20 protein-coding genes and 1 tRNA gene are annotated in these 21336 nt (G+C 67.3%); 11 read left to right on the top strand and 10 right to left on the bottom strand.

Annotated features, from left to right (window positions below; genetic code table 11):
* Positions 1-2: 2 nt before the first annotated feature.
* A complete protein-coding gene (locus GS424_RS06520) occupies positions 3-926 on the top strand; it encodes an EamA family transporter (RefSeq protein ID WP_244977694.1) in 924 nt (307 codons plus the stop codon).
* On the opposite strand, the gene GS424_RS06515 is transcribed toward GS424_RS06520, so the two are convergent.
* Complete coding sequence (locus GS424_RS06515) at positions 906-1802, bottom strand: LysR family transcriptional regulator (protein ID WP_160943259.1); 897 nt, start codon at positions 1800-1802, stop codon at positions 906-908. The genes GS424_RS06520 and GS424_RS06515 overlap by 21 nt on opposite strands.
* Positions 1803-2041: 239 nt before the next feature.
* Here GS424_RS06515 and GS424_RS06510 point away from each other — a divergent pair.
* Together GS424_RS06510 and GS424_RS06505 are read left to right on the top strand one after the other, a co-directional pair.
* Positions 2042-2116: transfer RNA gene (locus GS424_RS06510), tRNA-Glu, on the top strand.
* A 136-nt stretch (positions 2117-2252) separates the two neighbouring features.
* Positions 2253-3689, top strand: a complete 1437-nt coding sequence (locus tag GS424_RS06505; RefSeq protein WP_193666554.1) for a glycosyltransferase — start codon at positions 2253-2255, stop codon at positions 3687-3689.
* 23 nt (positions 3690-3712) lie between these two features.
* On the opposite strand, the gene GS424_RS06500 is transcribed toward GS424_RS06505, so the two are convergent.
* A complete protein-coding gene (locus GS424_RS06500) occupies positions 3713-3928 on the bottom strand; it encodes a helix-turn-helix domain-containing protein (protein WP_160943257.1) in 216 nt (71 codons plus the stop codon).
* 128 nt (positions 3929-4056) lie between these two features.
* On the opposite strand from GS424_RS06500, the gene GS424_RS17915 reads away from it, so the two are divergent.
* The 3 genes from GS424_RS17915 (at position 4057) to GS424_RS06485 (ending at position 7779) form a co-directional block, all read left to right on the top strand.
* Positions 4057-4482 (top strand): cytochrome c3 family protein, encoded by a 426-nt coding sequence (locus GS424_RS17915; RefSeq protein WP_160943256.1) that lies wholly within the window; start codon positions 4057-4059, stop codon positions 4480-4482.
* Between the two features lie 45 nt (positions 4483-4527).
* Positions 4528-6063, top strand: coding sequence for an FAD-dependent oxidoreductase (locus GS424_RS06490; protein WP_160943255.1), 1536 nt, complete (start codon positions 4528-4530; stop codon positions 6061-6063).
* A 243-nt stretch (positions 6064-6306) separates the two neighbouring features.
* Positions 6307-7779 (top strand): DEAD/DEAH box helicase, encoded by a 1473-nt coding sequence (locus tag GS424_RS06485; RefSeq protein WP_160943254.1) that lies wholly within the window; start codon positions 6307-6309, stop codon positions 7777-7779.
* Positions 7780-8317: 538 nt separating this feature from the next.
* Here GS424_RS06485 and GS424_RS06480 read toward each other — a convergent pair.
* From GS424_RS06480 to GS424_RS06470, 3 genes are read right to left on the bottom strand one after another with little or no spacing between them, the layout of a single operon-like run.
* Positions 8318-8584: a hypothetical protein gene (locus GS424_RS06480; protein WP_160943253.1), complete on the bottom strand. Its 267-nt coding sequence runs from the start codon at positions 8582-8584 to the stop codon at positions 8318-8320.
* 48 nt (positions 8585-8632) lie between these two features.
* On the bottom strand, positions 8633-9004 hold the full coding sequence (locus GS424_RS06475; RefSeq protein ID WP_160943252.1) for a DUF1667 domain-containing protein: 372 nt from the start codon (positions 9002-9004) through the stop codon (positions 8633-8635).
* Entirely contained in the window at positions 9004-11949 is a 2946-nt protein-coding gene (locus GS424_RS06470; protein ID WP_160943251.1) for an FAD-dependent oxidoreductase, read from the bottom strand. The genes GS424_RS06475 and GS424_RS06470 overlap by 1 nt, the downstream gene beginning before the upstream one ends.
* 99 nt (positions 11950-12048) lie before the next feature.
* Here GS424_RS06470 and GS424_RS06465 point away from each other — a divergent pair, with 99 nt between their 5' ends.
* Positions 12049-12405 (top strand): NifB/NifX family molybdenum-iron cluster-binding protein, encoded by a 357-nt coding sequence (locus tag GS424_RS06465; protein ID WP_160943250.1) that lies wholly within the window; start codon positions 12049-12051, stop codon positions 12403-12405.
* A 105-nt stretch (positions 12406-12510) separates the two neighbouring features.
* On the opposite strand, the gene rplT is transcribed toward GS424_RS06465, so the two are convergent.
* The 4 genes from rplT to GS424_RS06445 all read right to left on the bottom strand — a co-directional run bounded on the left by rplT (position 12511) and on the right by GS424_RS06445 (position 14691).
* Positions 12511-12864, bottom strand: a complete 354-nt coding sequence (rplT, locus tag GS424_RS06460; RefSeq protein WP_154334526.1) for a 50S ribosomal protein L20 — start codon at positions 12862-12864, stop codon at positions 12511-12513.
* Between the two features lie 23 nt (positions 12865-12887).
* Positions 12888-13085, bottom strand: coding sequence for a 50S ribosomal protein L35 (rpmI, locus tag GS424_RS06455; RefSeq protein WP_160943249.1), 198 nt, complete (start codon positions 13083-13085; stop codon positions 12888-12890).
* Positions 13078-13662, bottom strand: a complete 585-nt coding sequence (gene infC, locus GS424_RS06450) for a translation initiation factor IF-3 (RefSeq protein ID WP_186939447.1) — start codon at positions 13660-13662, stop codon at positions 13078-13080. Before infC ends, rpmI begins: the two co-directional genes overlap by 8 nt.
* A 234-nt stretch (positions 13663-13896) precedes the next feature.
* Positions 13897-14691 (bottom strand): class I SAM-dependent methyltransferase, encoded by a 795-nt coding sequence (locus GS424_RS06445; protein ID WP_160943248.1) that lies wholly within the window; start codon positions 14689-14691, stop codon positions 13897-13899.
* A 181-nt stretch (positions 14692-14872) separates the two neighbouring features.
* Between GS424_RS06445 and GS424_RS06440 the strand changes: the two genes are divergently transcribed.
* The 3 genes from GS424_RS06440 (at position 14873) to GS424_RS06430 (ending at position 18199) form a co-directional block, all read left to right on the top strand.
* The gene (locus GS424_RS06440) at positions 14873-15928 is read left to right on the top strand and encodes a cobalamin B12-binding domain-containing protein (RefSeq protein ID WP_160943247.1); all 1056 of its coding nucleotides are present in this window, start codon (positions 14873-14875) and stop codon (positions 15926-15928) included.
* Positions 15929-15931: 3 nt separating this feature from the next.
* Positions 15932-17656: a putative bifunctional diguanylate cyclase/phosphodiesterase gene (locus GS424_RS06435; RefSeq protein WP_160943246.1), complete on the top strand. Its 1725-nt coding sequence runs from the start codon at positions 15932-15934 to the stop codon at positions 17654-17656.
* Positions 17657-17785: 129 nt separating this feature from the next.
* Positions 17786-18199 (top strand): YbaN family protein, encoded by a 414-nt coding sequence (locus GS424_RS06430; RefSeq protein ID WP_160943245.1) that lies wholly within the window; start codon positions 17786-17788, stop codon positions 18197-18199.
* Positions 18200-18262: 63 nt separating this feature from the next.
* Here the strand turns inward: GS424_RS06430 and GS424_RS06425 are convergent, their stop codons facing one another.
* Complete coding sequence (locus GS424_RS06425) at positions 18263-19705, bottom strand: FAD-dependent oxidoreductase (RefSeq protein ID WP_160943244.1); 1443 nt, start codon at positions 19703-19705, stop codon at positions 18263-18265.
* A gap of 214 nt (positions 19706-19919) precedes the next feature.
* On the opposite strand from GS424_RS06425, the gene GS424_RS06420 reads away from it, so the two are divergent.
* Positions 19920-21329, top strand: coding sequence for a helix-turn-helix transcriptional regulator (locus GS424_RS06420; protein ID WP_160943243.1), 1410 nt, complete (start codon positions 19920-19922; stop codon positions 21327-21329).
* Positions 21330-21336: the final 7 nt, after the last annotated feature.

Raw genomic sequence — 21336 nt, 5'->3', positions numbered from 1 at the left:
CCATGCAGAAGAACACCTTGAAATACTCGGCCGTCGTCTTTCTCGGCGGCGCCAGCTACGGCGTGATGGCCGCCACGGTGAAGAGCGCCTTCGCCGAAGGGTTCGCCTGGGCGCAAACGGCCGCCAGCCAGGCGTTTTTCGGCGCGCTGCTGTTCGCCGTCGCGCTCGTCGTCCTCGCCGCGTTCGGCAAGCGGCCCGTGCCGCTGGCCCCCAAGCGCGTCCTCGCCCTGCTCGGCCTCGGCCTCACCACGTGCACCACCTGCGTGCTGTACAACTTCGCGCTCACGATGCTGCCCGTGTCGGTGGCCATCACGCTGCTGTTCCAATTCACCTGGATCGGCATCGTCTTCCAGGTGATCGCCACCCGGCGCAGGCCGCACGGCGCCGAGATCGGCGCGGCCGTCATCATCCTCGGCGGAACGCTGCTGGCAAGCGGCCTGTTCTCGTCCACGGTGGGCTACCTCGACCCGCTCGGCATCGCCTGCGCGCTGCTGTCGGCCGTCAGCTGCGCCACGTTCATGTTCCTCTCCTCCCGCATCGGAGTCGACCTGCCGCCCATCGAGCGCGGCCTCGTCGTGTGCCTCGGCGCGTGCATCCTCGGGTTCGCCGTGTGCCCCGACTACTTCGCCAGCGGCGCGCTGCAGGCCGGCATCTGGAAGTACGGGCTGATCCTGGGCGTGTTCGGCCTGTTCGTGCCCGTGGTGCTGTTCGGCATCGGCACGCCGCACCTGTCGGCGGGCCTGTCCACCATCATGGCCTCCTCGGAGCTGCCGTGCGGCATCGCCGTTTCGGTGCTCATCCTGTCCGAGCCCGTGGACGCGTTCCAGGTGGCCGGCATCGTCGTCATCATGCTGGGCGTGGTCGTGTCCCAGCTTCCCAACCTCGTGCCGCCGCGCGCATCGCGCTCAGAAGCCGAAGGACGCTAGCCCGACCGAGAAGAGATCCTGCAGCACGGCCTCGACCTCGCCGCTGCGCTCCTTCAGGTAGACGGCGCAGATGGGCACCGTCACCGAGTCCTGCGGGACGAACGGGCGCACGGCCGTCATCGCGTGCGACTTCTCCATGGCCGGGATGCCCGTCGTGAAGATGACGCCGCCGGCCCTGAAATGCCGGTTGACGTCCGCCAGGTCCATCTCCACGAAGGTGAGGTCCGTCCCCATCGCGCGGTACCGCGACACGATGCTGTCGTTCGACTCGTCGAACCAGTTGGGAGCGGCCACCGGATACGGGACGAGCTCGGCCAGCGAGACGGCCTCCTTGGAGGCCAGCGGATGCTCCTTGCCCATGAACACCGCCGAGGGAACGGTGCCCACCGGGCGGCATTCCACGTCGGGGTGCGCGAACGCGCCCACGGTGATCAGCACGTCGAACTCGAAGGACTTCAGCCCGGCGAGGCCCGCCGCGCCCGTGGCCAGCGCCATGGTGGTCTCGATGCCCGTCTGCGCCTGCACGAGCGCGGCCGTGTTCTCGCGCACCACGTCGTTGTCCGAGAACGGCGGCGTGTTCAACGCGAGGCGCAGGCGGTCGATTCCCCCGTCGGCCCGCCGGTAGCGGGCGGCGAACGTCTCGAGCTCCGAGAACTGGGCCAGCACCGGCACGGCCTGCTCGTACATCGTCTTCGCGAACGTGGTGGGCTGCATGCCCTGGTTGTTGCGCACGAACAGATCGCATCGCACCTCGGACTCGAGGTCGGCCATGCTCTTCGAGATCGCCTGCACGGTGATGTGCTGGCTCTTCGCGGCAGCGGAAAGGCTGCCATGCTCGACCACTGCGGCGAAGTATTGAATCTGTTTGATATTCAAGGGCTTGACCTTCGGGACCTGTGCGATTGTAATGGAAAAAATCCTACCACTCCGGCAACGAGCAGCCCGAGCAGCCCATCGTGTTCAACTAATTTTTGAATCACACATCGGTCCGGAGCGCGACCGCTCCGTACGACCGGGCGAGAAATCGCCGTCACGCCGGAAAAAAGCACTTGCATTGACGCGCCCGCTTTGTAATAATGTTCAGGCTGCTTTTCCAGCTCGGAATCGCGCAAACCGTCCCCATAGTCTAGAGGTCAGGACGCGGCCCTTTCAAGGCTGAGACACGGGTTCGATTCCCGTTGGGGGCACCATGGATGATACGCGCGCAGGCTCGCCCTGCGCGCGTTTTCGTTTGCCCGCGCTCCCCCGCGCCGCGCAGATGCGGCGATGCGGTGGGCAACGCGCCGGAGCCGTTCGCTTGCAGCCCGTTTGCGGTATGATGGAGCCATGAACACCGACGAGAACACCCCACGCCCGCTCGCAGCGGAAGACGGCCCCGCCCCCCTCGAGCCGGGAAGCGCCGACGAGCCGACCGGCCTCGCGCCCGTCGATCCCGAAGCCGAACGCGAGCTCGAGCTCGAAGCCGAGGCCGATCCCGAGCCCGTCAAGCCCACCGTCATCGTGATGCACGCGTCGGTCGGCTCCGGCCACCGCAGCGCCGCCTACGCCGTCGCGCAGGCGTTCGAGCTCATGCGCGACGCGCGGGCCGAGGACGCGGACGCAACCGCGGACGGAAGCGACGCGCAGCCCCCCGTCCCCGCCGACCTCGACGTCGAGGTGATCGACGTGCTGGACTACGGCCGCATCGTGTTCGACGGCAACAACGCCGCCTCGCTGTTCACCGGCGCCACGCGTCCCATCTACGACCTCACCTGGCGCTTCACGCTCACCGGGCGCCTGTTGTGGGGAGGCGGCTCCGCCTGGTCGCACCTCATGTACTCCAAGTTCACCGACTACGTGCGCGAGAGGAAGCCCCTCGCTATCGTGTGCACGCACATCACCGCCGCCAACGTGGCCGTGGCGGCGCGCATGCTGACCGGGCAGCACTACCCCATCGTGTGCGTCCCCACCGACTACGAGACCGAGGGCCTCTGGCCGCACCGCTCCGCCGACCTGTTCTGCGTCGCGAACGAGTCGATGGCCGAGACGCTGCGCCCGCGCAAGGTGCCCGAGGAGAGCATCCTCATCACCGGCATCCCCACGCGCGACGACTTCCGCCGCACCTACGACCGCGTCTCCACCCGCGAGCAGCTCGAGCTGCCGCAGGACCGCCGCGTCGTGCTGGCGCTGGCCGGAGCCTACCTGCCGCGCCCCTACGTGCACTTCCGCACCGCGCTCGACAAGCTGCTGCCCTACCTGCACGGCTTCGACGACACGCTGCACTTCGTGTTCGTGGCCGGAAGCGACGCCGATTACGCGCGCCACCTGCGCCAGGAGTGCGCCGATCTGGGGCTGACCAACGCCACCGTGCTCGACTACGTGGACGACATGGCGGCGCTCATGGCGGCCAGCGACCTCGTGATCTGCAAGTCGGGCGGGCTCACGGTCACCGAGTGCCTGTGCGCCCAGGTGCCCATGATCCTGTTGGGCAAGGCCTACGGCCAGGAGAAGGTGAACGTGCAGATGCTCACCTCGCTCGGCGCCGCCATGCACGTGACCACCGCGCGCGAGCTGCTCGACACGCTGCGCCACGTGGCGAGGAACCCCGAAAGCGCCCACGCCATGCTGATCAACGGCAGCTTCCTGCGCCATCCCGACGCGGCCGAGGACATCGCGAAGGCCACGCTGCGCCTGATCGCCGAGCCGAAGAACCCCGACGACCCCCGCTATCGCAAGCACTTCCTGCAGTTCTACTGGGGAAAGAAGCCCGCCCACATCCGCTAGGGACGCGTCGACGCGGGCCGGGCCTAGAAGTCGATCAGGTCGCGCACGCTCACGTCAAGAGCTTTCGCGATCCGGCACAGCACGTCGATGGTGGCGTTCTTGTCACCTTTTTCCAGGGCTGAGATGTACTGCTTGGTGTTGTTGCCGATCATGGCGGCCAACTGACCCTGCGTCAGGCCCTGCCCCTCGCGCAGCGTGCGGACCCTGCTGCCGAGCATCTGTCTCTGTGTCATTCCCATTGGACAAGCTTAAGGTTCCCCGGTATCATATAGTCATCCTATGGGATGACTTTTGCCGCGCAGTGGGGATACCGGCACCAGCCGGAAACAAGAAAGGCGGCAACGGTCGAGACATCGAAGGAGGAGCAGTGAGAAGAGTACTAGCAGGCTTGGTCGTCGTTTCGCTTGCGGCGGGAACACTCTGCCTCGGGTGCGCGAGCAGCCAAAACGCCGGGGGTTCCGCCCCTGCGAGCCAAAAGGAGCTGGCAGCCGCCTGGCCGCTCAGCAATGAGAGCCACGTCGCCAACAACATGAAGTGCGGCGCCTGCCACGACGAAGAGGACCCGACACAGGGGGCGGCCGCGGTCACCGCCGACACATGTCTTTCGTGCCACGGAAGCTACGAGAGGGTGGCCGAGCGGACGGCCGCCATCGGCGAGGACGTCAACCCTCACGACAATTTCCACTACGACATGCAGCTCGATTGCACCACCTGCCACAAGAGCCACGGCGAGTCCGTCAACCTCTGCTTGAGCTGCCACGACGCCGACCTCTGGATGAACGACATCCCGTAGCCGCACGAGCGTATCGAGCATGCCGACACACTAGGAAGGATTCGCATGGACAGGAAATGCTTTCTGAAAACCAGCCTGGTCGCCGCAGCCGCCACCGTCGCGTCGGTTGCCGGTGCGGGCCGGGCTTTCGCCTCGCCCGCGCAGCAGGCCGGCGAAACCGAGGGCTTCGACGAAATCGTCGACGTCGTGGTCGTGGGAAGCGGCCTCGCAGGCACGGTTGCCGCAGTAGCCGCCGCGGAAACCGGCAGCACGACCCTACTGCTGGAGAAGATGGACCAGCTCGGCGGAACCTCACGCGTGAGCGGGCTGAACTTCGCCTGCGCCGGAAGCGACGAGCAGGCCGCCGAAGGCATCGAGGACGACCCGGAATCGCTCTACCAGGATATGAGGAAGGTGGCCGAAGACTACGGCGACCCCGAGCTCGCCCGCACGGTCGCTTCGAAGTCGGCGGAATTCTACCGATTCCTCACCGAGCGCGGCGTCGTCTTCAAGCAGTTCAAGAACGGCGGCGGTCACAGCGTCAAGCGCATACTGTGGGCGGGAGGCGGACGTTTCCTCCTCGATCCCCTCTGCGCCCATGCCGAGAAGAACCTCGCTGACGCCCTCGAGACGAGAACGCGCTGCAAGGTGGACGACCTCATCATGCGCGACGGCAGGGTCGTCGGCGTGTCGGTTCGGGAGCAGTACTCGTTTCGCTACGACGATCCGGAAACGGACGATGCCGAGAACGCGAGCGGACAAGCGCGTCGCATCGGGGCGCGGAAAGGCGTGGTCTTCGCGACAGGCGGCTACGCGCGCGACAAAGAGCTGCTGCGCGCCGAAAGCGCCATCCTCGCCCAAGCCGACTCCATGACCAACCCCGGCGCGACCTCGGGGACGCTGAAGATGCTGACGTCCCACGGCGCGCAGGCGGTGAACCTTTCCCTATTCCGCCTCTCCTACCCCATCCCCACCGAGGACGTGTGCTGGGGCATGCTCGTGAACCCCGACGGCGAACGCTTCGTCAACGAGCTGGGAAGCCGAAACGACCTCGGCGTCATCATCTTGAAGGAGATGCTGGACCACGACGGAAAGCCTCCGCTGCTCGTATACGACTCCGTGGGCGTCGAGCTGTTCCGCGACAAGCAGCGCCTCGAGATGTCCCTCGCCGGGAGGAACTTCAAGAACGGCAGCATGTACGCGTTCGACACCGTCGAGGAGGTCGCCGAGCATTTCGGCTACGAGCCCGCGGTGCTCGCTGCGGCAGTCGACCGCTACAACCGGATGTTCGACGGGGGAACGGACGAAGACTTCGGCAAGGACATGGGCGCCTTGAACGGAGCCGCTCTCAAGCAGCCGCCGTTCTACGCCATGAACCTGATCCCGAACAACAACTACACGCCCGGCGGGGTGCGCATCGACACGTCGGCGCGCGTGCTCGACGTGGACGGCAACCCCATCGACGGCCTCTACGCCGCAGGCGAGGCCTCGGGCGGCGTGCACGGAGCGCAGCGGCTCGCCGCCTGTTCGTGCCCCGATTGCGGCGCGTTCGGCATGATCGCCGGCAGAGAAGCGGCGAAGCGGGAGCCCGTAGAGCTGTGAGGCGCGCGAGCGTCCCGCGGCATCGCTGCGGGACGCTCGCCGCATGCGTCGGTATGGTTCCAGGTTTGTGCATTATGCGCTCATCGGCTGAAACGTCGGCTGATGAGCGTATACTGGTTGCTCGGCGCCCGACGACCTTCGTTCGGTGGCGCCTCGATCTTCCGACATGCATGACGCGGCGGATCGACCCCGCACCTGCAATGAGCGGCATGCGTGCCGCACCGACACAGAAAACAGAGACATATGAAGCAATTCAACGAACTCGGCCTGTCCGACCAGGCTTTGCAAGCCGTCGCGCGCCTGGGCTACGAAGCGCCCACGCCCGTCCAGGAGCAGGCCATCCCGCTGGCGCTCGAAGGGCGCGACCTCATCGCCGCCGCCAAGACCGGCACCGGCAAGACCGCGGCCTTCTCGCTGCCCTCGCTCGACCGCCTCGGGCACGCCAAGGGCGGCCAGGGCCCGCTCATGCTCGTGGTCACGCCCACGCGCGAGCTGGCCCAGCAGATCGGCGAGGTGTGCACGGCCATCGCCGCGTCCACGCATCACCGCATCCTCACCGTGGTGGGCGGCCTGTCCTACACCCCGCAGATCAACAAGCTGAAGCACGGCGTGGACATCCTCATCGCCACGCCGGGGCGCCTCGTGGACCTCATGGAGCAGGGCGCCGTGCGCCTCGGCGACGTGGAGGTGCTCGTGCTCGACGAGGCCGACCGCATGCTGGACATGGGCTTCTGGCCGGCCATGAAGAAGATCATCGGCGCCACGCCCTCCTCGCGCCAGACGCTGCTGTTCTCGGCCACCATCGACGCGTCCATCAAGAACAGCGTGGGCAAGCTGCTGCACGACCCGGCGTTCGTCGAGATCGCGCACAAGGGCGAGACGGCCGACACCGTGGACCAGTACGTCGTCCACGTGGCGCAGACGCTCAAGCCGGCGCTGCTCAAGGCGCTGCTGGCCGAGAAGGGCGCCGAGCGCGTCATCGTGTTCGCCCGCACGCGCAGCCGCGCCGACTCCACGTGCCGCCGCCTCAAGCGCGCCGGCTACACCGTGGAGGCCATCCACTCCGACCGCAGCCAGGCGCAGCGCCGCCGCGCGCTCGACAACTTCGCCAACGGCAAGACCGGCGTGCTCGTGGCCACCGACGTGCTGGCGCGCGGCATCGACGTGGAGGAGGTGGACTACGTCGTGAACTTCGACCTGCCCACCCAGCCCGAGGATTACGTGCACCGCATCGGCCGTACGGGCCGCGCGGGCGCCGCGGGCTTCGCCGTGTCGTTCGTCAGCCCCGAGACCGCCGACGCGCTGCGCGACATCGAGAAGCTCATCAAGCGGCCCATCCCCGTCATGGAGGTGGCCTCGTTCGATGCCGAGCAGGCCGCCGAGGAAGCGGCCGGCAAGGCAGCCCGCGCCGACGCGCGCCGCGACCCCGAGATCAAGCAGGCCTCTAAGGAGATGGCCGCGCGCGAGCGCAAGAAGGCCAAGGCCCGGGAGCAGGGCCAGGCCGACGCTCCGGCGGCGGGCAGCAAGCGCCCGCCCGCGAAGAAGAAGCCGTCGGGCGGCCAGGGCGGCCAGCCCAACCGCCCGCAAGGCCCGCAGGGCAAGAAGCCGAACGCCCCGCAGGGCGGCGCGCCGAAGAAGCGCGGCGGCTCCGACCTGCGCCCCGGCCGCGCCCACCGCGCCGCCGTCGCCCAGCAGAGGGGCAAGCGCAGCAGGTAGAACGAAAGAGGGTCGCAGATGCGACCCTCTTTTTGCGTTCGGGGCGGAGGTGGCGCGCATTCCGAATCGGAGCGGGGAACGCGGCACGCGATTTCGCTCGCGGCAAGCGATTTTTTCGTTTTGCGAACGCCGGGGCCGATCAGCTTGCCTTTTGGCAAGCACTCAGAATTTCCGACCTGGGCTTTTGTACGCACACCGCAGCGGAATCCCCGTTTCGGGAAAAGAAAAGCACGCAAAACGAAAAAACTGCTTGGAACAGCCTGTTTTGCGTGCCGAAACCGGCTTCGCATCCCTCGCTTTCGCCTCGAGACGCCCGTCCCCCCTTGGCGCGGCAGGGGCTTCCCGGCCAAGGCGTCTCGCGCCCCACCTGACCGCACGCCGCGCCTGTCGCGAATCGGCGCGGGCGCGAGTTACGAGCCGCACGTCTTCCTCCGCGCCACGGAGAAGAAGTGCGTCCCGCGCCCCACCTAACCGCGCCCCACCTCCGCGCCAAGGAGAAGCGCCTCGACGCTCCCGGGCCGGGGCGGGGTCGTCCGCCTTACCCCAGCGGGTTCTTGTTCTGGTTGGCGGCCACGCGGACGAGGCGGTTGCCCAGCCACAGCAGAAACGCCAGCACCACGACGGCGCTGCCAGCCAGCAACCATTGGCCGCTCAGCACCTCCGCGATCAGCAGGAACACCGCCACAGCGGCGGCGAACAGCAGCACGAGCGTGCCGACGGCTACCAAGATCGTGGCCGCGAGGCGCGCGCGGTCGTCCCCTGCGGGCTCGGGCGCCTGCTCGCCGTTCAAAGGTTCATCGCTCATATCGAAAGCTCCTCCCATCGAAAACGGCCCGACGGGGGTCGCCTTCCCCTAGCATACGCTCTTCGTGGCGACGACGGGCACGCCGGTGCCGCATACGTCCTCGATGAGCACGTCACCGGCCACGACGGGCGCGGAAAGGTCCAGCGCGGCGATGGCGGCCAGCACGTCGCGCATGGCGGCTTTCGGCACGGGTCGCTGCGTCTTCACGCTGACGGGCTCCAGGCAGCCGGACACGCACAGCACGGCCGTCACCATGCGCTCGGGCGCGACGGCCTCCTGCGCCGCGTACTCCGCGCCGCGCTTGCACGTGTAGCCGGAAACGTCGGCAACCTGGCCGTTCTCGTCGAGCGTCACTTCGACGCGGCAGCCCAGCGGGCAGCAGATGCACGTGAAGGCGACGATGTCGGTGGCGAATTGCATCAGTCGGCCCCTCCCCCTGCGATGCCCGCGTCGCTCGCAGGCGCCGCAGCCGCGTCGCGGCCCTCCACGCGCACGCGCACGGCCGAGCAGCCCGCCGCGGCGCCGGCGGGGACGGTGACGAGCACCATCTCGGCGGGCACGGCGATCATCGTCTTCGCGCGCTTGAGCTCGCGCACCCGGCCCGCGGCGTCGATGCCTTCCACGATGAAGCGCGGCTCGTTCACCGTGCGCGTCACGCGCAGCGACAGCATGAGCTTCTCGTCGGATGGCGTGGCGGCGTCGACGGTCTGCGGCACGACGTAGCGCACGCCCTCGCCCGCCATCACGGGGATGCCGGCTCCCGCGTCGCCGAGCGCGACATCGGCGGCGCCGGCCGCGCCCTCCCGCATCGCATGGGCGGCTGCCGCGGAACCCGCGCGCTCGCCCTCCTGCGACGCATGGTCCACCAGATCGTGCACGTGCAGCGCGTTGCCGCACGCGAACACGCCGGGCACGTCGGTCGCCAGGCGGTTGTCCACGCGCGCGCCGCCCGTGACGGGGTCGAGCCCCACCCCGGCCGACTTCGCCACCTCGTTCTCGGGCAGCAGGCCCACCGACAGCAGCAGCGTGTCGCACGCGATGCGCTGCTCCGTACCGGGAATCGCCTGGATCGTCTCGGGATCCACGCGCGACACGTACACCGCGCTCAGGCGGCCCTCCCCTTCCAAGCGGGTCACCGTCGAGCTGAGGTGCAGCGGGATGCCGAAGTCGTCGAGGCACTGCACCACGTTGCGGCGCAGGCCCGACGGATGCGGCATGAGCTCGTGCACGCCGACGACCTCGGCGCCCTGGGACGCCAGGCGGCGCGCCATGATGAGCCCGATGTCGCCCGAGCCGAGGATGACCGCGCGCCGACCGGGCAGGCATCCCTGCAGGTTCATGAAGTTCTGCGCGCTGCCCGCCGAGAACACGCCCGACGGACGGGCGCCCGCCATGTTGAGCGCGCCCAGCCCGCGCTCGCGCGAGCCGGTGGCCAGCACCACGGAGCGCGCACGGTACGCATGCGCGCCGCGCGCGTCCACCGCGTGCACCGTGAGCGGCGCGCCTGCACCGTCTCCCGGAACGCCCGGATCGACGGACGTCACGCTGGCCCCCGCCAGCACGTCCACCGCGCCTTCCGCCGCGAGCGCGTCGATCTCGCGCTGCGCGTACTCCGGCCCCGTCAGCTCCACGCCGAAGCGGTGCAGCCCGAAGCCGTTGTGCACGCACTGCTTGAGGATGCCGCCCAGCTTCTCCTCGCGGTCGAGCAGCAGCACGCGCGCACCCTGCCGCGCAGCGGCCTGGGCTGCGGCGATGCCGGCGGCACCGCCGCCCACCACCGCCACGTCGTACAGCTCGCGCGCGCCCTTCGGCGCCTCGGCGCCGCCGCGCTCGGCGGCCGGCGCGCCCGCGCCCGCCAGCTCCGCGTAGCCGGGGCGCGCCGTCGCCACCACCGGCGAGCCTGCCAGGCGCTTGTCCAGCGCATCGGGTGCCACGCCGGTCTCCCGCGCCACGATGCGCGCGATCTCCGGCGAGCAGAACCCGCCGTGGCAGCGCCCCATCATCGCGCGCGTGCGCCACTTGAGCGCGTCGAGCGACAGCACCGGCAGCGGCCCGTGCAGCGCGGCCACGAGCTCGGCCTCGGTCACCTCGCAGCAGCGGCACACGATATGCCCCCAGCGCGGGTCGGCCTCGATGGCGCGCTCCCGTTCGGCTTCGTCGCGCTCGGCGAACGGCTTGCAGCGCTCGCGTCGGGCCCGGAACGCCTCGTTGGGCTCGGCCCCCAGCTGCTCGGCCACCGCGCGCGCCACGTGCTCGGCCACGGCCGGCGCCGAGGTGAGCCCCGGCGAGTCGAAGCAGGCGATGTTGAAGAACCCGGGCGCGTCGTCCGGCTCGCCGATGACGAAGTCGTCTCCGTCGGCGTTCGAAGCGCGCAGGCCCGCGAAGTTCGCGATCATGCCGCGCGCGCTGACGTCGGGCCAGGTCTTCTTCGCGGAGTCCAGCACGAACCGCAGGCCCTCCGCGCTCGTCGACAGGTCGGTCTTGCTCGCCTGCTCCACCGCGTTCGGCCCCACGAGCAGGTTGCCGTGCACGGTCGGCGTCACGAGCACGCCCTTGCCCGCCGACGACGGAGCCTGGAACACCGTGCGGGAGAACAGCGGGCCGTACTCGGTGTCGTAGAGGCAGTACTCGCCGCGCCGGGCCGCGACGCGCAGGCGGTGCGCGCTCACGGCGTTGTTCAGCTCGTCGGCGAACACGCCGGCGGCGTTCACCACCGCGCGCGCAGCGTAACGCGCGCCCGAGGAGGCGACCAGCAGGTAGCGCGCCGGAGGCGCCGCATCGGCGGCGAGCGCCGCAGCGCGCTCAGGCGCCAGGCGCTCGACGGACACGACGCGCTCGTTGAAGCGGAACGCCGCGCCGTGCAGCGCCGCCTGCTCCGCCGAGAACAGCGCCACCTCGTACGGGTCGCAGATGGCCCCCGTCTCGGCCAGCAAGCCGCCGCGCACGAGCGGGCTCGCCTGCGGCTCAAGCGCCCGCACCGCAGCGGCGTCCAGCTCGCGCACGCCCTCCACGCCGTTCTCGGCCGCGCGCGCCACGAGGCGGCACACGGACGCCAGCTCCTCGTCGGAGAACGCGAGCACGAGCGAGCCGTTGCGCACATAGGAGAATCCCAGGTCGTCAGCCCATTGCGGGAACAGCCTCGACCCTTCCACGTTGAAGCGCGCCTTGAGCGTTCCGGGCAGCGGGTCGTGCCCGGCGTGCACGATGCCGGAGTTCGCGCGGGTCGCGCCGCAGGCCACGTCGTTGCCCGCTTCCAGCACCACGACGGACAGGCGCCAACGCGCCAAGGCGCGCGCTGCCGTCGATCCGGCAACGCCCGCTCCCACGATCGCAACGTCGACGCTCTGAAGAGGTTCGGTATCCATGTCGTTCAGCTTACTATTTATCCCCGTTGAGCGAAAGGGCAGACACGCAATCGATCAAGCACGGTATCGTTATCTCCACGAAGCGACGAAAGGAACCTTATGAGGATAGCGGTGGCAAGCGAGGGGCTGGCGGTCTCGCCCTACTTTGGGCACTGCGCGAGCTTCACCTGCTACAAGATCGAACGGGGCATCATCGTCGAATGCCAGAACATGCCGAACCCCCATCAAAGCCCGGCCCGCATCGCCGCCGTGCTGCGCGAGCTCGACGTGACGGCGGTCATCACCGGCATCATCGAGCGCGACGCCGTGGAGGCGCTGGAAGCGGCCGACATCGAGGTGGTGGCCAACGAGGAGGGAAGCGCCCGCGATGCGGCCGAGGCGTACCTGGCCCACACCCTCATCGGCGCCGACGAATGGCACAACGACGAGGAGACCCTCAACGCCCTCGAAGCGTGAGGAAGCGCATCCCCCCTTTGGCCCGAACGCACGAAGGCCCCGCGCTGCGGGGCCTTCGTCATATCGTCGAGCGGTTTCGCGGACCGTAGGCCGCAAAACGGAAGGCTACAGGGCCTTCTTGGCGACCTCGGTGATGGCGGTGAACGCCGCGGGGTCGTTGATGGCCATGTCGGACAGCACCTTGCGGTCCAGCGTGACGCCGGCCTTCTTGAGGCCGTTCATGAGCACCGAGTAGCTCATGCCGTTGATGCGGGCGGCCGCGTTGATGCGGGTGATCCAGAGGCGACGGATCTCGCGCTTCTTGTTGCGGCGGTCGCGGTACATGTACTGGAGCGAATGCTGCACCTGCTCCTTCGCGGCACGGTAGGAACGGGACTTCGCACCGTAGTAGCCCTTGGCGCGGTTGAGGACGGTACGACGCTTCTTATGGGCGCTGACTGCGCGCTTGACACGAGGCATGTTCTATCACTGTTCCTTTTCGATTAGCGGAGGCCGAGGTTGCGGGCGATGACCTTCTGGTCAGCCGTGGCCACTTCGGTTTCATGGCGGAAGTTGCGCTTGCGCTTAGGGCTCTTCTTCGTCATGATGTGGCTCTTGAAAGCCTTCGAGCGCATGATCTTGCCGGAACCGGTGACGCGGAATCGCTTCGCGGTGCCGCGATGAGTCTTCATCTTAGGCATGGTCGTTCCCTTCTTCTTTCTTCTCGTTCTCTTTCTTTTTCTTCGCCGCAGCTGCCGCAGGCAGCGGGGCGATGAGCATGTGCATGTTGCGGCCTTCCATCTTGGGCTGGTTCTCGATGACCGCTTCGTCCTTCAGGTCGTCGGCCAGACGCTCCAGGATGGTGAGGCCCAGCTCCGGGTGCGCCATTTCGCGGCCGCGGAACATGATGGTGATCTTCACCTTGTTGCCGGCTTCGAGGAAGCGCATGACGTGCTTCTTCTTGGTCGTGTAGTCGCCCACGTCGATCTTCGGCCGGAACTTCATTTCCTTCGTCTCGACCTTGCTCTGGTTCTTGCGGGCCTGCTTGGCCTTGATGGCCTGGTCGTACTTGAACTTGCCGTAATCCATGATGCGGCATACGGGCGGTTCGGCGTTCGGCGCGATCTCCACGAGGTCGAGCCCCTGGTTATCGGCGACGCGCTGAGCCTCCGCCGTGACGTAAATGCCCATCTGTTCGCCATCGAAGCCGATCAGACGGCATTCGCGAACCGTAATCTCTTCGTTGAGCCGAGGCTCCTGAGCAGCTATCGCGCTCACCTCCCAATCCTTCGCGCTTCCGCGCCATAGTAAAAAACCCGTCGCCTTGGGAGCGTACGGGTTTCGCATTCGTTTCGGGCTTTTCAGCCGGTATTCGAGCGACCCATCAGCAGCCAAAGCGCCGAACCAGGTGGAGGGCTTCCCCTCACTTGAATAAACAACTTGCTTATTGTAGCACGAAGCCGGGCGGATGCAAGCGTTTTGCGCAGCTTTTTCGCCCTTCGCGCCCCGAGCCTACCCGCGCTTCCGTGCCGTCAGCAGGAACGAGAGCGGAAGGCCCCGGCCGTCGTACGCGTCGGCGAGGCCGACGTCGTAGTCGAACTCGTCCAGCGCGGCCACGGTCAGCCCGGCGCGGCACGTCGCGTTCACGATGGCCGACATCGTGTGCGAGAAGCTCGTGAACGTCTTCGACTCGTAGCGCTCGGACAGGTACCCCATGCCCTCGTTCTCGATCCAGGGCTCGCTGCGGAAGTACGAATAGGCCAGCCGGCTCGGCGGCTCGGCGTCGAAGCCGGGCTCGCCGGGCAGCGGCAGCATGTTCATGACGGGATGGAAGTCGTGAACGACCATCGCGCCGTCCGGCTTCAAGCACGCCGCAACCCTGGCGAACAGGGCGTCCAAGTCCTCGATCCAGGTGATGGCGCCGACGGTGAACAGCACGAGGTCGAAAGCCCCGTCGTAGGCGGAAGGGACGGCGAGGACGTCGCCCGCCACGAAGGTGCAGCGCTCGACGCCGGCGCGCCGCGCGCTGTCCCGCGCCTGGTCGAGGATGTTCTCGGCGATGTCGAAGCCCACGCCGCGCGCGGGGCCCAGCTGCATGAGCGACAGCAGCTCGCGCCCGTTGTTGCAGCAGAACTGCGCCACGTCCTTGCCCGCAAGGTCCAGCGATCGCAGCTTAAGCGCGAGGTCGGGGTTGAGGAACGGCAGCTCCTCGCGCTGCAGCCGTTCGGCGACGTCCTCGCCCCAGCCGGGAAGCCGATGCTCGAACGCCTCTTCCCACGCTTCCTTGTTCGCCTCGACGTATCCCATCGCGCCCCCTCGCTCCGCCCGCACCCGCTTCCATCAGTATACGCGAAGGGTTCGCGACGGCGACCTGCGACGTTGAACGCGCCGTTGAGCGGGAGGGCCTCGCCCCCTGCCGTTCTCGAGTAAGGGTATACTGGAGCCGACGTACCTGTTCGGTTACCGAGACGGGCGAAGGGAGCACCGGATGAGCCTGCTTCTCATCGACAAAGACGCGGCGCTCCGCAAGCTGGCGGACGAGGTGTTCGAGCGCCAGTTCGCGGACGACCCGCGCCTGAACGACGAGCTGGACGAATGGGCCAAACGCGCGATGTACCAGGATGCCGCGTACAACGTGAACTTCCTGCGCACGGTTTTAACCCTCGGCGACGACGGGCTGTACGCCGCGCACGCGCGCTGGGTGCACCAGCTGCTCGTCCCCCTCCTGCCGAACTGCACGCGCGAGCGCGTGCGCGACATCATGGCGGCCCACTACGAGCTCATCCGATCCTGCATGGAGCCGACGATGCCCGCCGAGGACCGTCCGCGCATGCATCGCATCCTCGACGGGGCCGTGCGCGCCGCCTTCGACGAGTGCGCGCGCGAAACGCCCCCGTCGGACGGGTTCGCCGTCTACCGCGAGGAGTCCGAGCTTTTGCTGGACCGCCTGCTGAACGCGGACACGATAAGCGTCTCGGCGCTCGTCCTCGAGTTCGCGAGCGGCGGCATCCCCCTGCCCGACCTCTACGTCGACATCGTGGCGCCGGTCATGCGCAGGGTGGGCGAGCTGTGGCACCGCAACATCATCTCGGTCGACGTCGAGCATCGCTGCACGTCCACCATGCAAATCGCGCTCTCGCAGTTCTACCCGTTCGTGTTCGAGCAGGAGCGCAGGGGAAAGACCCTGCTGGTCGCCTGCGTGGGAAGCGAGCTGCACGAGCTGGGCGCCCGCACGGTGGCCGACCTCTTCGAGTACAGCGGGTGGGACAGCGTGTTCCTGGGAGCCGCGACGCCCGTCGAGACGATCGAGGCCGCCATCGACGAGCACGATCCGATCCTCGTCGCGCTCTCGGTGACCATGACGCACCACCTGCCCCTGTGCAAGGAGGTCGTCGAGCGGCTGAGGGCCTCCCGGCCGAACGTCGCCATCGCCGTAGGCGGCCGCGCCTTCGAGAACACGGGCGCCTGGAAATCGTGGGACGTCGACGAGTGCGCGACCGACGCGCGCGTGCTCGTCCGGTGGGCCGAAGAGAACCTGGGGTGAGCCGTGATCGCATACTTGGCGTACTGCGATAGGCGCGGCGCGGTCGAGCGGGTGGTCCGCGCGACGCCCGGCATCCTCCCCCTCGGGGCCGTCGACGTGCACGAGCTGTTCGAAAACGCCCGCGCGCTCGACGCGCTGCTCGACCTCGAGCCCGAGGCGAGCGCATCCGCCGCGCTGAGCACGACGCTCGACGGCCCTCCGGCCCTCAACATCGCCCTCAGATCGTTCGAGGACGTCGTGCTCGTCTTCGCCTACCACCTCGACGACGAGGCCGACCTGCCCCGCGTCGCCGAATTCGCGCTGAACGCTTTCGCCACCCCCGGGATGCTCGGATTGGAGCCGCACGGCAGCGAGTACTTCGAGATACAGCGGCTCAACAGCAAGCTGGTCAACTCCCAGCGCACGATCTCCAAAACGAACGCGCAGCTGAAGAAGCTGCTCGAGGACGCGCGCGCGGCGAAAAGCGCCATCGAGGTGCTGGAGCGCGACTCGCTGACCGGCTTGCTCACCGAGAAGGCGTTCCAGGAGCGGGCGCGAGTCCTCATCGAAGGAGGCTCGTCGGCGAAGCTCGACGTGGTGGCGCTGGACGTGGAGCGGTTCAAGATCGTCAACGAGACGTTCGGGACGAACGCCGGCGATCAGCTGCTCATGAGCATCGCGGGGGCGATCGAGGAGCAGGAGAGGCCCCTCCTGATCACCCGAGCGCGCGCCGACACGTTCTTCATGCTCAAAGAGCGGGCGGAAGGCTCCTACGAGCGCATGTCGGACAGGCTGGCCGCGTTTTTGAGCGAGTATCCGCTGCCGATGCGCCTCCAGGCGAAGCTCGGGGTGTACCAGATCGACGAGAAGCCGCCCGACGTCGCGCGGATCTGCGATCGCGCCCTCATGGCGGCCGAGAGCGTGAAGAACGACTACAACAACGACCTGGCGCTGTACGATGCGTCCATGCGCAAGCAGATGATCACGGAGCAGAACATCGTCAACACCATGGTGGAGTCGATCGAACGCGAGGACTTCTACGTCGTGCTGCAGCCGAAGGTGGAGGTCGCCACGCAGCGCGTCATCGGCGCGGAAGCCCTCGTGCGCTGGAACCACCCCGACCTGGGAGCCGTGTCGCCGAAGGACTTCATCCCCACGTTCGAGAAGAACGGCTTCGTCCACACGCTCGACTGCTACGTGTGGGAGAAGGCGTGCGGCATGCTCGAGCGCTGGCGCGGCACGGGCAACGCCGTGCCGCTGTCCGTGAACGTGTCGCGCGCCGACCTGTACCGCGAGGACCTCGCCGAGCTGCTGGCGGACATGGTGCGCAGCCACCGCCTCGAAGCGGCCGACCTGCACCTGGAGATCACCGAGACGGTGTTCGTCGAAGACTCCGGCCAGCCGCTCGCCGCGGTCAACCGCCTCAAGCGGGCGGGCTTCGTCATCGAGATGGACGACTTCGGCAGCGGTTACTCGTCGCTCAACGCCCTCGCCGACCTCCCCGTCGACGTGCTCAAGCTGGATATGGGCTTCCTTCGCCGAACCGACCGCCCGGAACGCAAGCACGCGATCATGCGGTCGATCATCGGCCTTGCCGGCCAGCTGGACATGCAGGTGATCGCCGAAGGGGTGGAAACCGAAGGGCAGGCATCGCTGCTCGCATCCATGGGATGCCGCTTCGCGCAAGGCTACCTGTACGGGCGGCCCATGGCCGAAGCCGCCTTCCTCGAGCACCTGCCACGGCCTTAGCCGCCCGAGCCGCCGCCCTCAGGATTAACCCGCCTCCCCGCTCTTCGCAGGCCCGCCCGAACGCAACGTTTGGTATACTGGCGGCCACAACTTCACGCCCATCCGCTGACCCCGACGGAAAGGACGCCCTTGAATCGCATCGTTCGCTATCTCATGCTCGCCGGCGCTTGGACGGCTTGCATCATCGGCTGCATCGGCGTGTTCGTGCCCGTGCTGCCCACCACCCCGCTGCTGCTGCTCGCGACGTTCCTGTTCGCGAAATCCTCGCCGCGCTGCCACGCGTGGATCGTCTCGACGCGGGTGTACCGCACCTACGTCGCCGCGTTCAAGGAGGCGGGCGGCATCCCGCTCGGCGCGAAGGTGCGCATCCTGGCCGTGTCGTTCTCGCTCATGGGGCTGTCCGCGTGGTTCGTGCAGAAGCCGCTCGTCTGGGCCATCCTCAGCTGCGTCAGCGCGTTTCTGCTGTACCTCCTGCTCGTGCGCATCCCCACCATCGCCCCCGAGCACGTCCAAACCATCCGCCGCGCCGAAGAAGAGGGGTAAGGCTCCCATCGCGCAAAGGCGCAACGGGAGCCCCTTGTCGATTACGCAGAGCCGCGCTTCTGTCTACAGGGACGCCTCCTGGGCCGCGATGTCGACGGCGATCCGCCCGAACACGTAGCCCTGGCTCAATCCTGAGGTATACAGCAGCCCTTCGCGCATCTCGGACGATGCGCACACCTCGCCGCACGCGAACAGGCCGGGAATGGGCGCGCCGTTCGCGTCCAGAACGTGGGCGTCCGCGTCGATGTTGAGACCGCCGTACGAGTAGTAGATGCACGGCTCGATGCTGAGCGCGTAGTACGTCGGACCCTCGAGGGGAGCGAGGAACGATTCGCGGCCGAAGTCCTCGTCGACGCCGCGCGCCATCATGTCGTTGTAGCGGGCAACCGTTGTCGGGAGGTTCGTCGCACCGATGGTCTTCGCCAGATCCTCTAGCGACGGCCCCTCGATCACGATACCCTCCTCGAAATAAGCCTCGAACAGGTCGTACTCGGCTCGAACCCCCTCGTCGAAGATATAGTAGCCGCGATGCTCGGGCTGCTTCATGCCGAGCTTCCCCGCTGTGTCGTAATGCGAGTCTTCGGCATGGAAGCGATCTCCCAGAATATTCACGACGATCCCCGGAGCGCTCGAAGGCGGCACCGACATGTCGGTCATGCCCTCGGTGCTCACGAAGTACGTGTGCTCGCCAGCGTCGAGCAGGATGCTGTCGGCACCCGCGTCCTGCGCCATGACGAGGCCCTCGCCCTCCGCACCAGCGCTCGAGATGACGCGCACATCGGCGTATTCCGGCACGTACCGCTGCACCATCGCCGGATTGTTGGTGAATCCGCCCGTGGCCAGGATGACGGCCTGCCCGCGGTACAGCGTGCCCGCCGCATCCATGACTCCGACGACTCGGTCGTTTTCGACCACGAGCTTGTCCACCTTCGTCTTCGTGCGAATATCGGCACCTGCATCGGCGGCCACGCCCTTCAAGAACGTCACGAGCGCGCCGCCTGCTCCGTCAACATTGTGGGCACGGGTGTCCCAGTCCTCGATAGGCAGGAACCCGAGCCCGCGCTCGTGCAGATCGTCGACCATCGCGACCGCACCGGCGTACAACGCGCGGCACAGGGGCTCGCCAGGATTCTCGTAGCGCGCATCAGGCAGCCTCATGTACGCGATGTACTCGTCGACGCCGTCGCCGCCGTAACCCTGTTCGGCTTGAAGCTTCGTGCCCGGCGCATGGATGGTTCCCGCGCTGAGCGCGGAGTCGCCGCCCAAAGCCGCTTCCTTCTCGAGCACCACGCAGCTCTTCCCCGTCTCCGCGGCGCGAATAGCGGCTCCCAAGCCGCCGATGCCGCCGCCAACGATCACGAAGTCAGTCTCGACGACGTCTTTCGCCTTGCTTTCGGCGTCCTGCTTCGTGCAAGCGCCCAGCAAGCCGCCCGCCATCGCCATCGCCGCGGCCGTTGCGGTCAACCCGACGAACGATCGACGCGTAAGGTTCATCTCCGTGCCCATAGTCAGCATCCTCCCTTGTTTTTCGCACGCCTCCCTCCGGCGCACTTCCCACGATCATTCTGGGAAAAGCGGCCCGGTCGCGCATCCCCCACGAGCGGGTACCCTGCAAATACCCTGGTTTTAGGTATGCCGTCTGTCAACGGATGCACTCCACTGCCCGCGCGCGCCGCTATACTGTAGGCGAAAACCGTCGAATCGAAAGGCAGCTGACACGATGACGCGTTTGAGATCCCACCTCACCGCCGCATCGTGCGGTCTCGGCCTCTTCTGGGCATGGTGCTACTGCCTGTGGTTCGTGCCCAACATCTACACCGGAAGCATCGTGGTTCCTCCCGGCGAGAACTGGTCGTGGCTCGTCGTGCTCGGCTCGGCCTCCCTCGTCCATTTCATCCTTCCGTGGATGCTCAAGACGCGCCGTCTCTCCTCGCTGCGATGGCTGCGCTACGCCGTGCCGATCGCCACCTGCATCGGCACCGTGGGAATCGAGCTGACGGAGCGCGCGGTTCCGTCCATGACGCTTTACTACTCCTCAGCCGTCGTTTGCGGCGTATCGTCGGCCTTTCTGCTCCACCTATGGGGAGATCACTACGCGGCGACGCGCAACGGGGACGCAGAGAGCATCACGCTCGGATTCGGCGTGGTGGTGCTTGCGTCCATCATCGCGACGTCGTTTCTGCCGACGGAGCTCTCCAACGCCTATGTCGCTTTCATTCCGATCGCTTCGGGCGTACTGCTCGTTCGCGAGCAACGCAGGGTCGACACGTCGTCGTATCCGGCACTCCTCCCGAAGGCGAGTAGGAAAACCAGCCGAAACGCCATCGTGAAGGTATGCCTGATAGCGTTCACCGCCTGCGTGATATGCACGTTCATGTGGGCCATCGTGCCGCTGGACCAGCTTCCCCTCGGCTACGACGCCATGGCGTTGGGCGTTGCCGCAGGCGCCGTGCTGATGATCGTGGCAGCCCTTCCCAAGCTGCTGTTCAACGAGAAGATGCCGACGGCGCGCATCCTCACATGGATGCTTGTGCTGGCGGCTTTCGGCATCGCGCTCTATCTCGCGGGAGGCAGCGAATTGCTGATGGCCTCCTACATGGCAAGCATGGCATCGTCGGTCGCGCTCGACGTATTGCTGGCTACCTACTTCGTAGCGCTCATCGTCAAGGGCTACGTTGCCTCGTCGACGGCCTTCGGCTACAGCGAAGGGTTCATCTGCGCCGGTATGCTGGTGGGGAACCTGTTGAGGAACGGACTGGCCGCTTCAGGGCTGCTCGACGGACAAGGCATGCTCGATATCTGCCTGCTGTTCATGTGCGCGCTCATACTGCTGGTCGTGCTGCTGAACGACCAGCAGCGCAGCATCCACGAGATCATGACCGCCCCGCGCAAGCCCTCGGCGCTCGAGCGACACGCCGCCGCCATCGCCGACGAGTTCAAGCTCTCGGCACGCGAGTTCGAGATACTCGAGCTCCTCGGCCAGGGACTCACGGCACAGGGCATCGCGAAACGTATGGTGATCTCGCCGTTCACCGTGCAAACCCATATCAAGCACATCTACCAGAAGATGGACATCCACAGCCGAACGGAGCTGCTCGACTATCTCACGCTCAGGCAGTCGGAAACATGAGGCTCCT

The sequence above is a fragment of the Eggerthella guodeyinii genome (assembly GCF_009834925.2).
GTDB classification, from domain to species: Bacteria; Actinomycetota; Coriobacteriia; order Coriobacteriales; family Eggerthellaceae; genus Eggerthella; species Eggerthella guodeyinii.
Note: the sequence above shows the minus strand (reverse complement) of the source record. Positions and strands in the feature narration are given on the sequence as shown.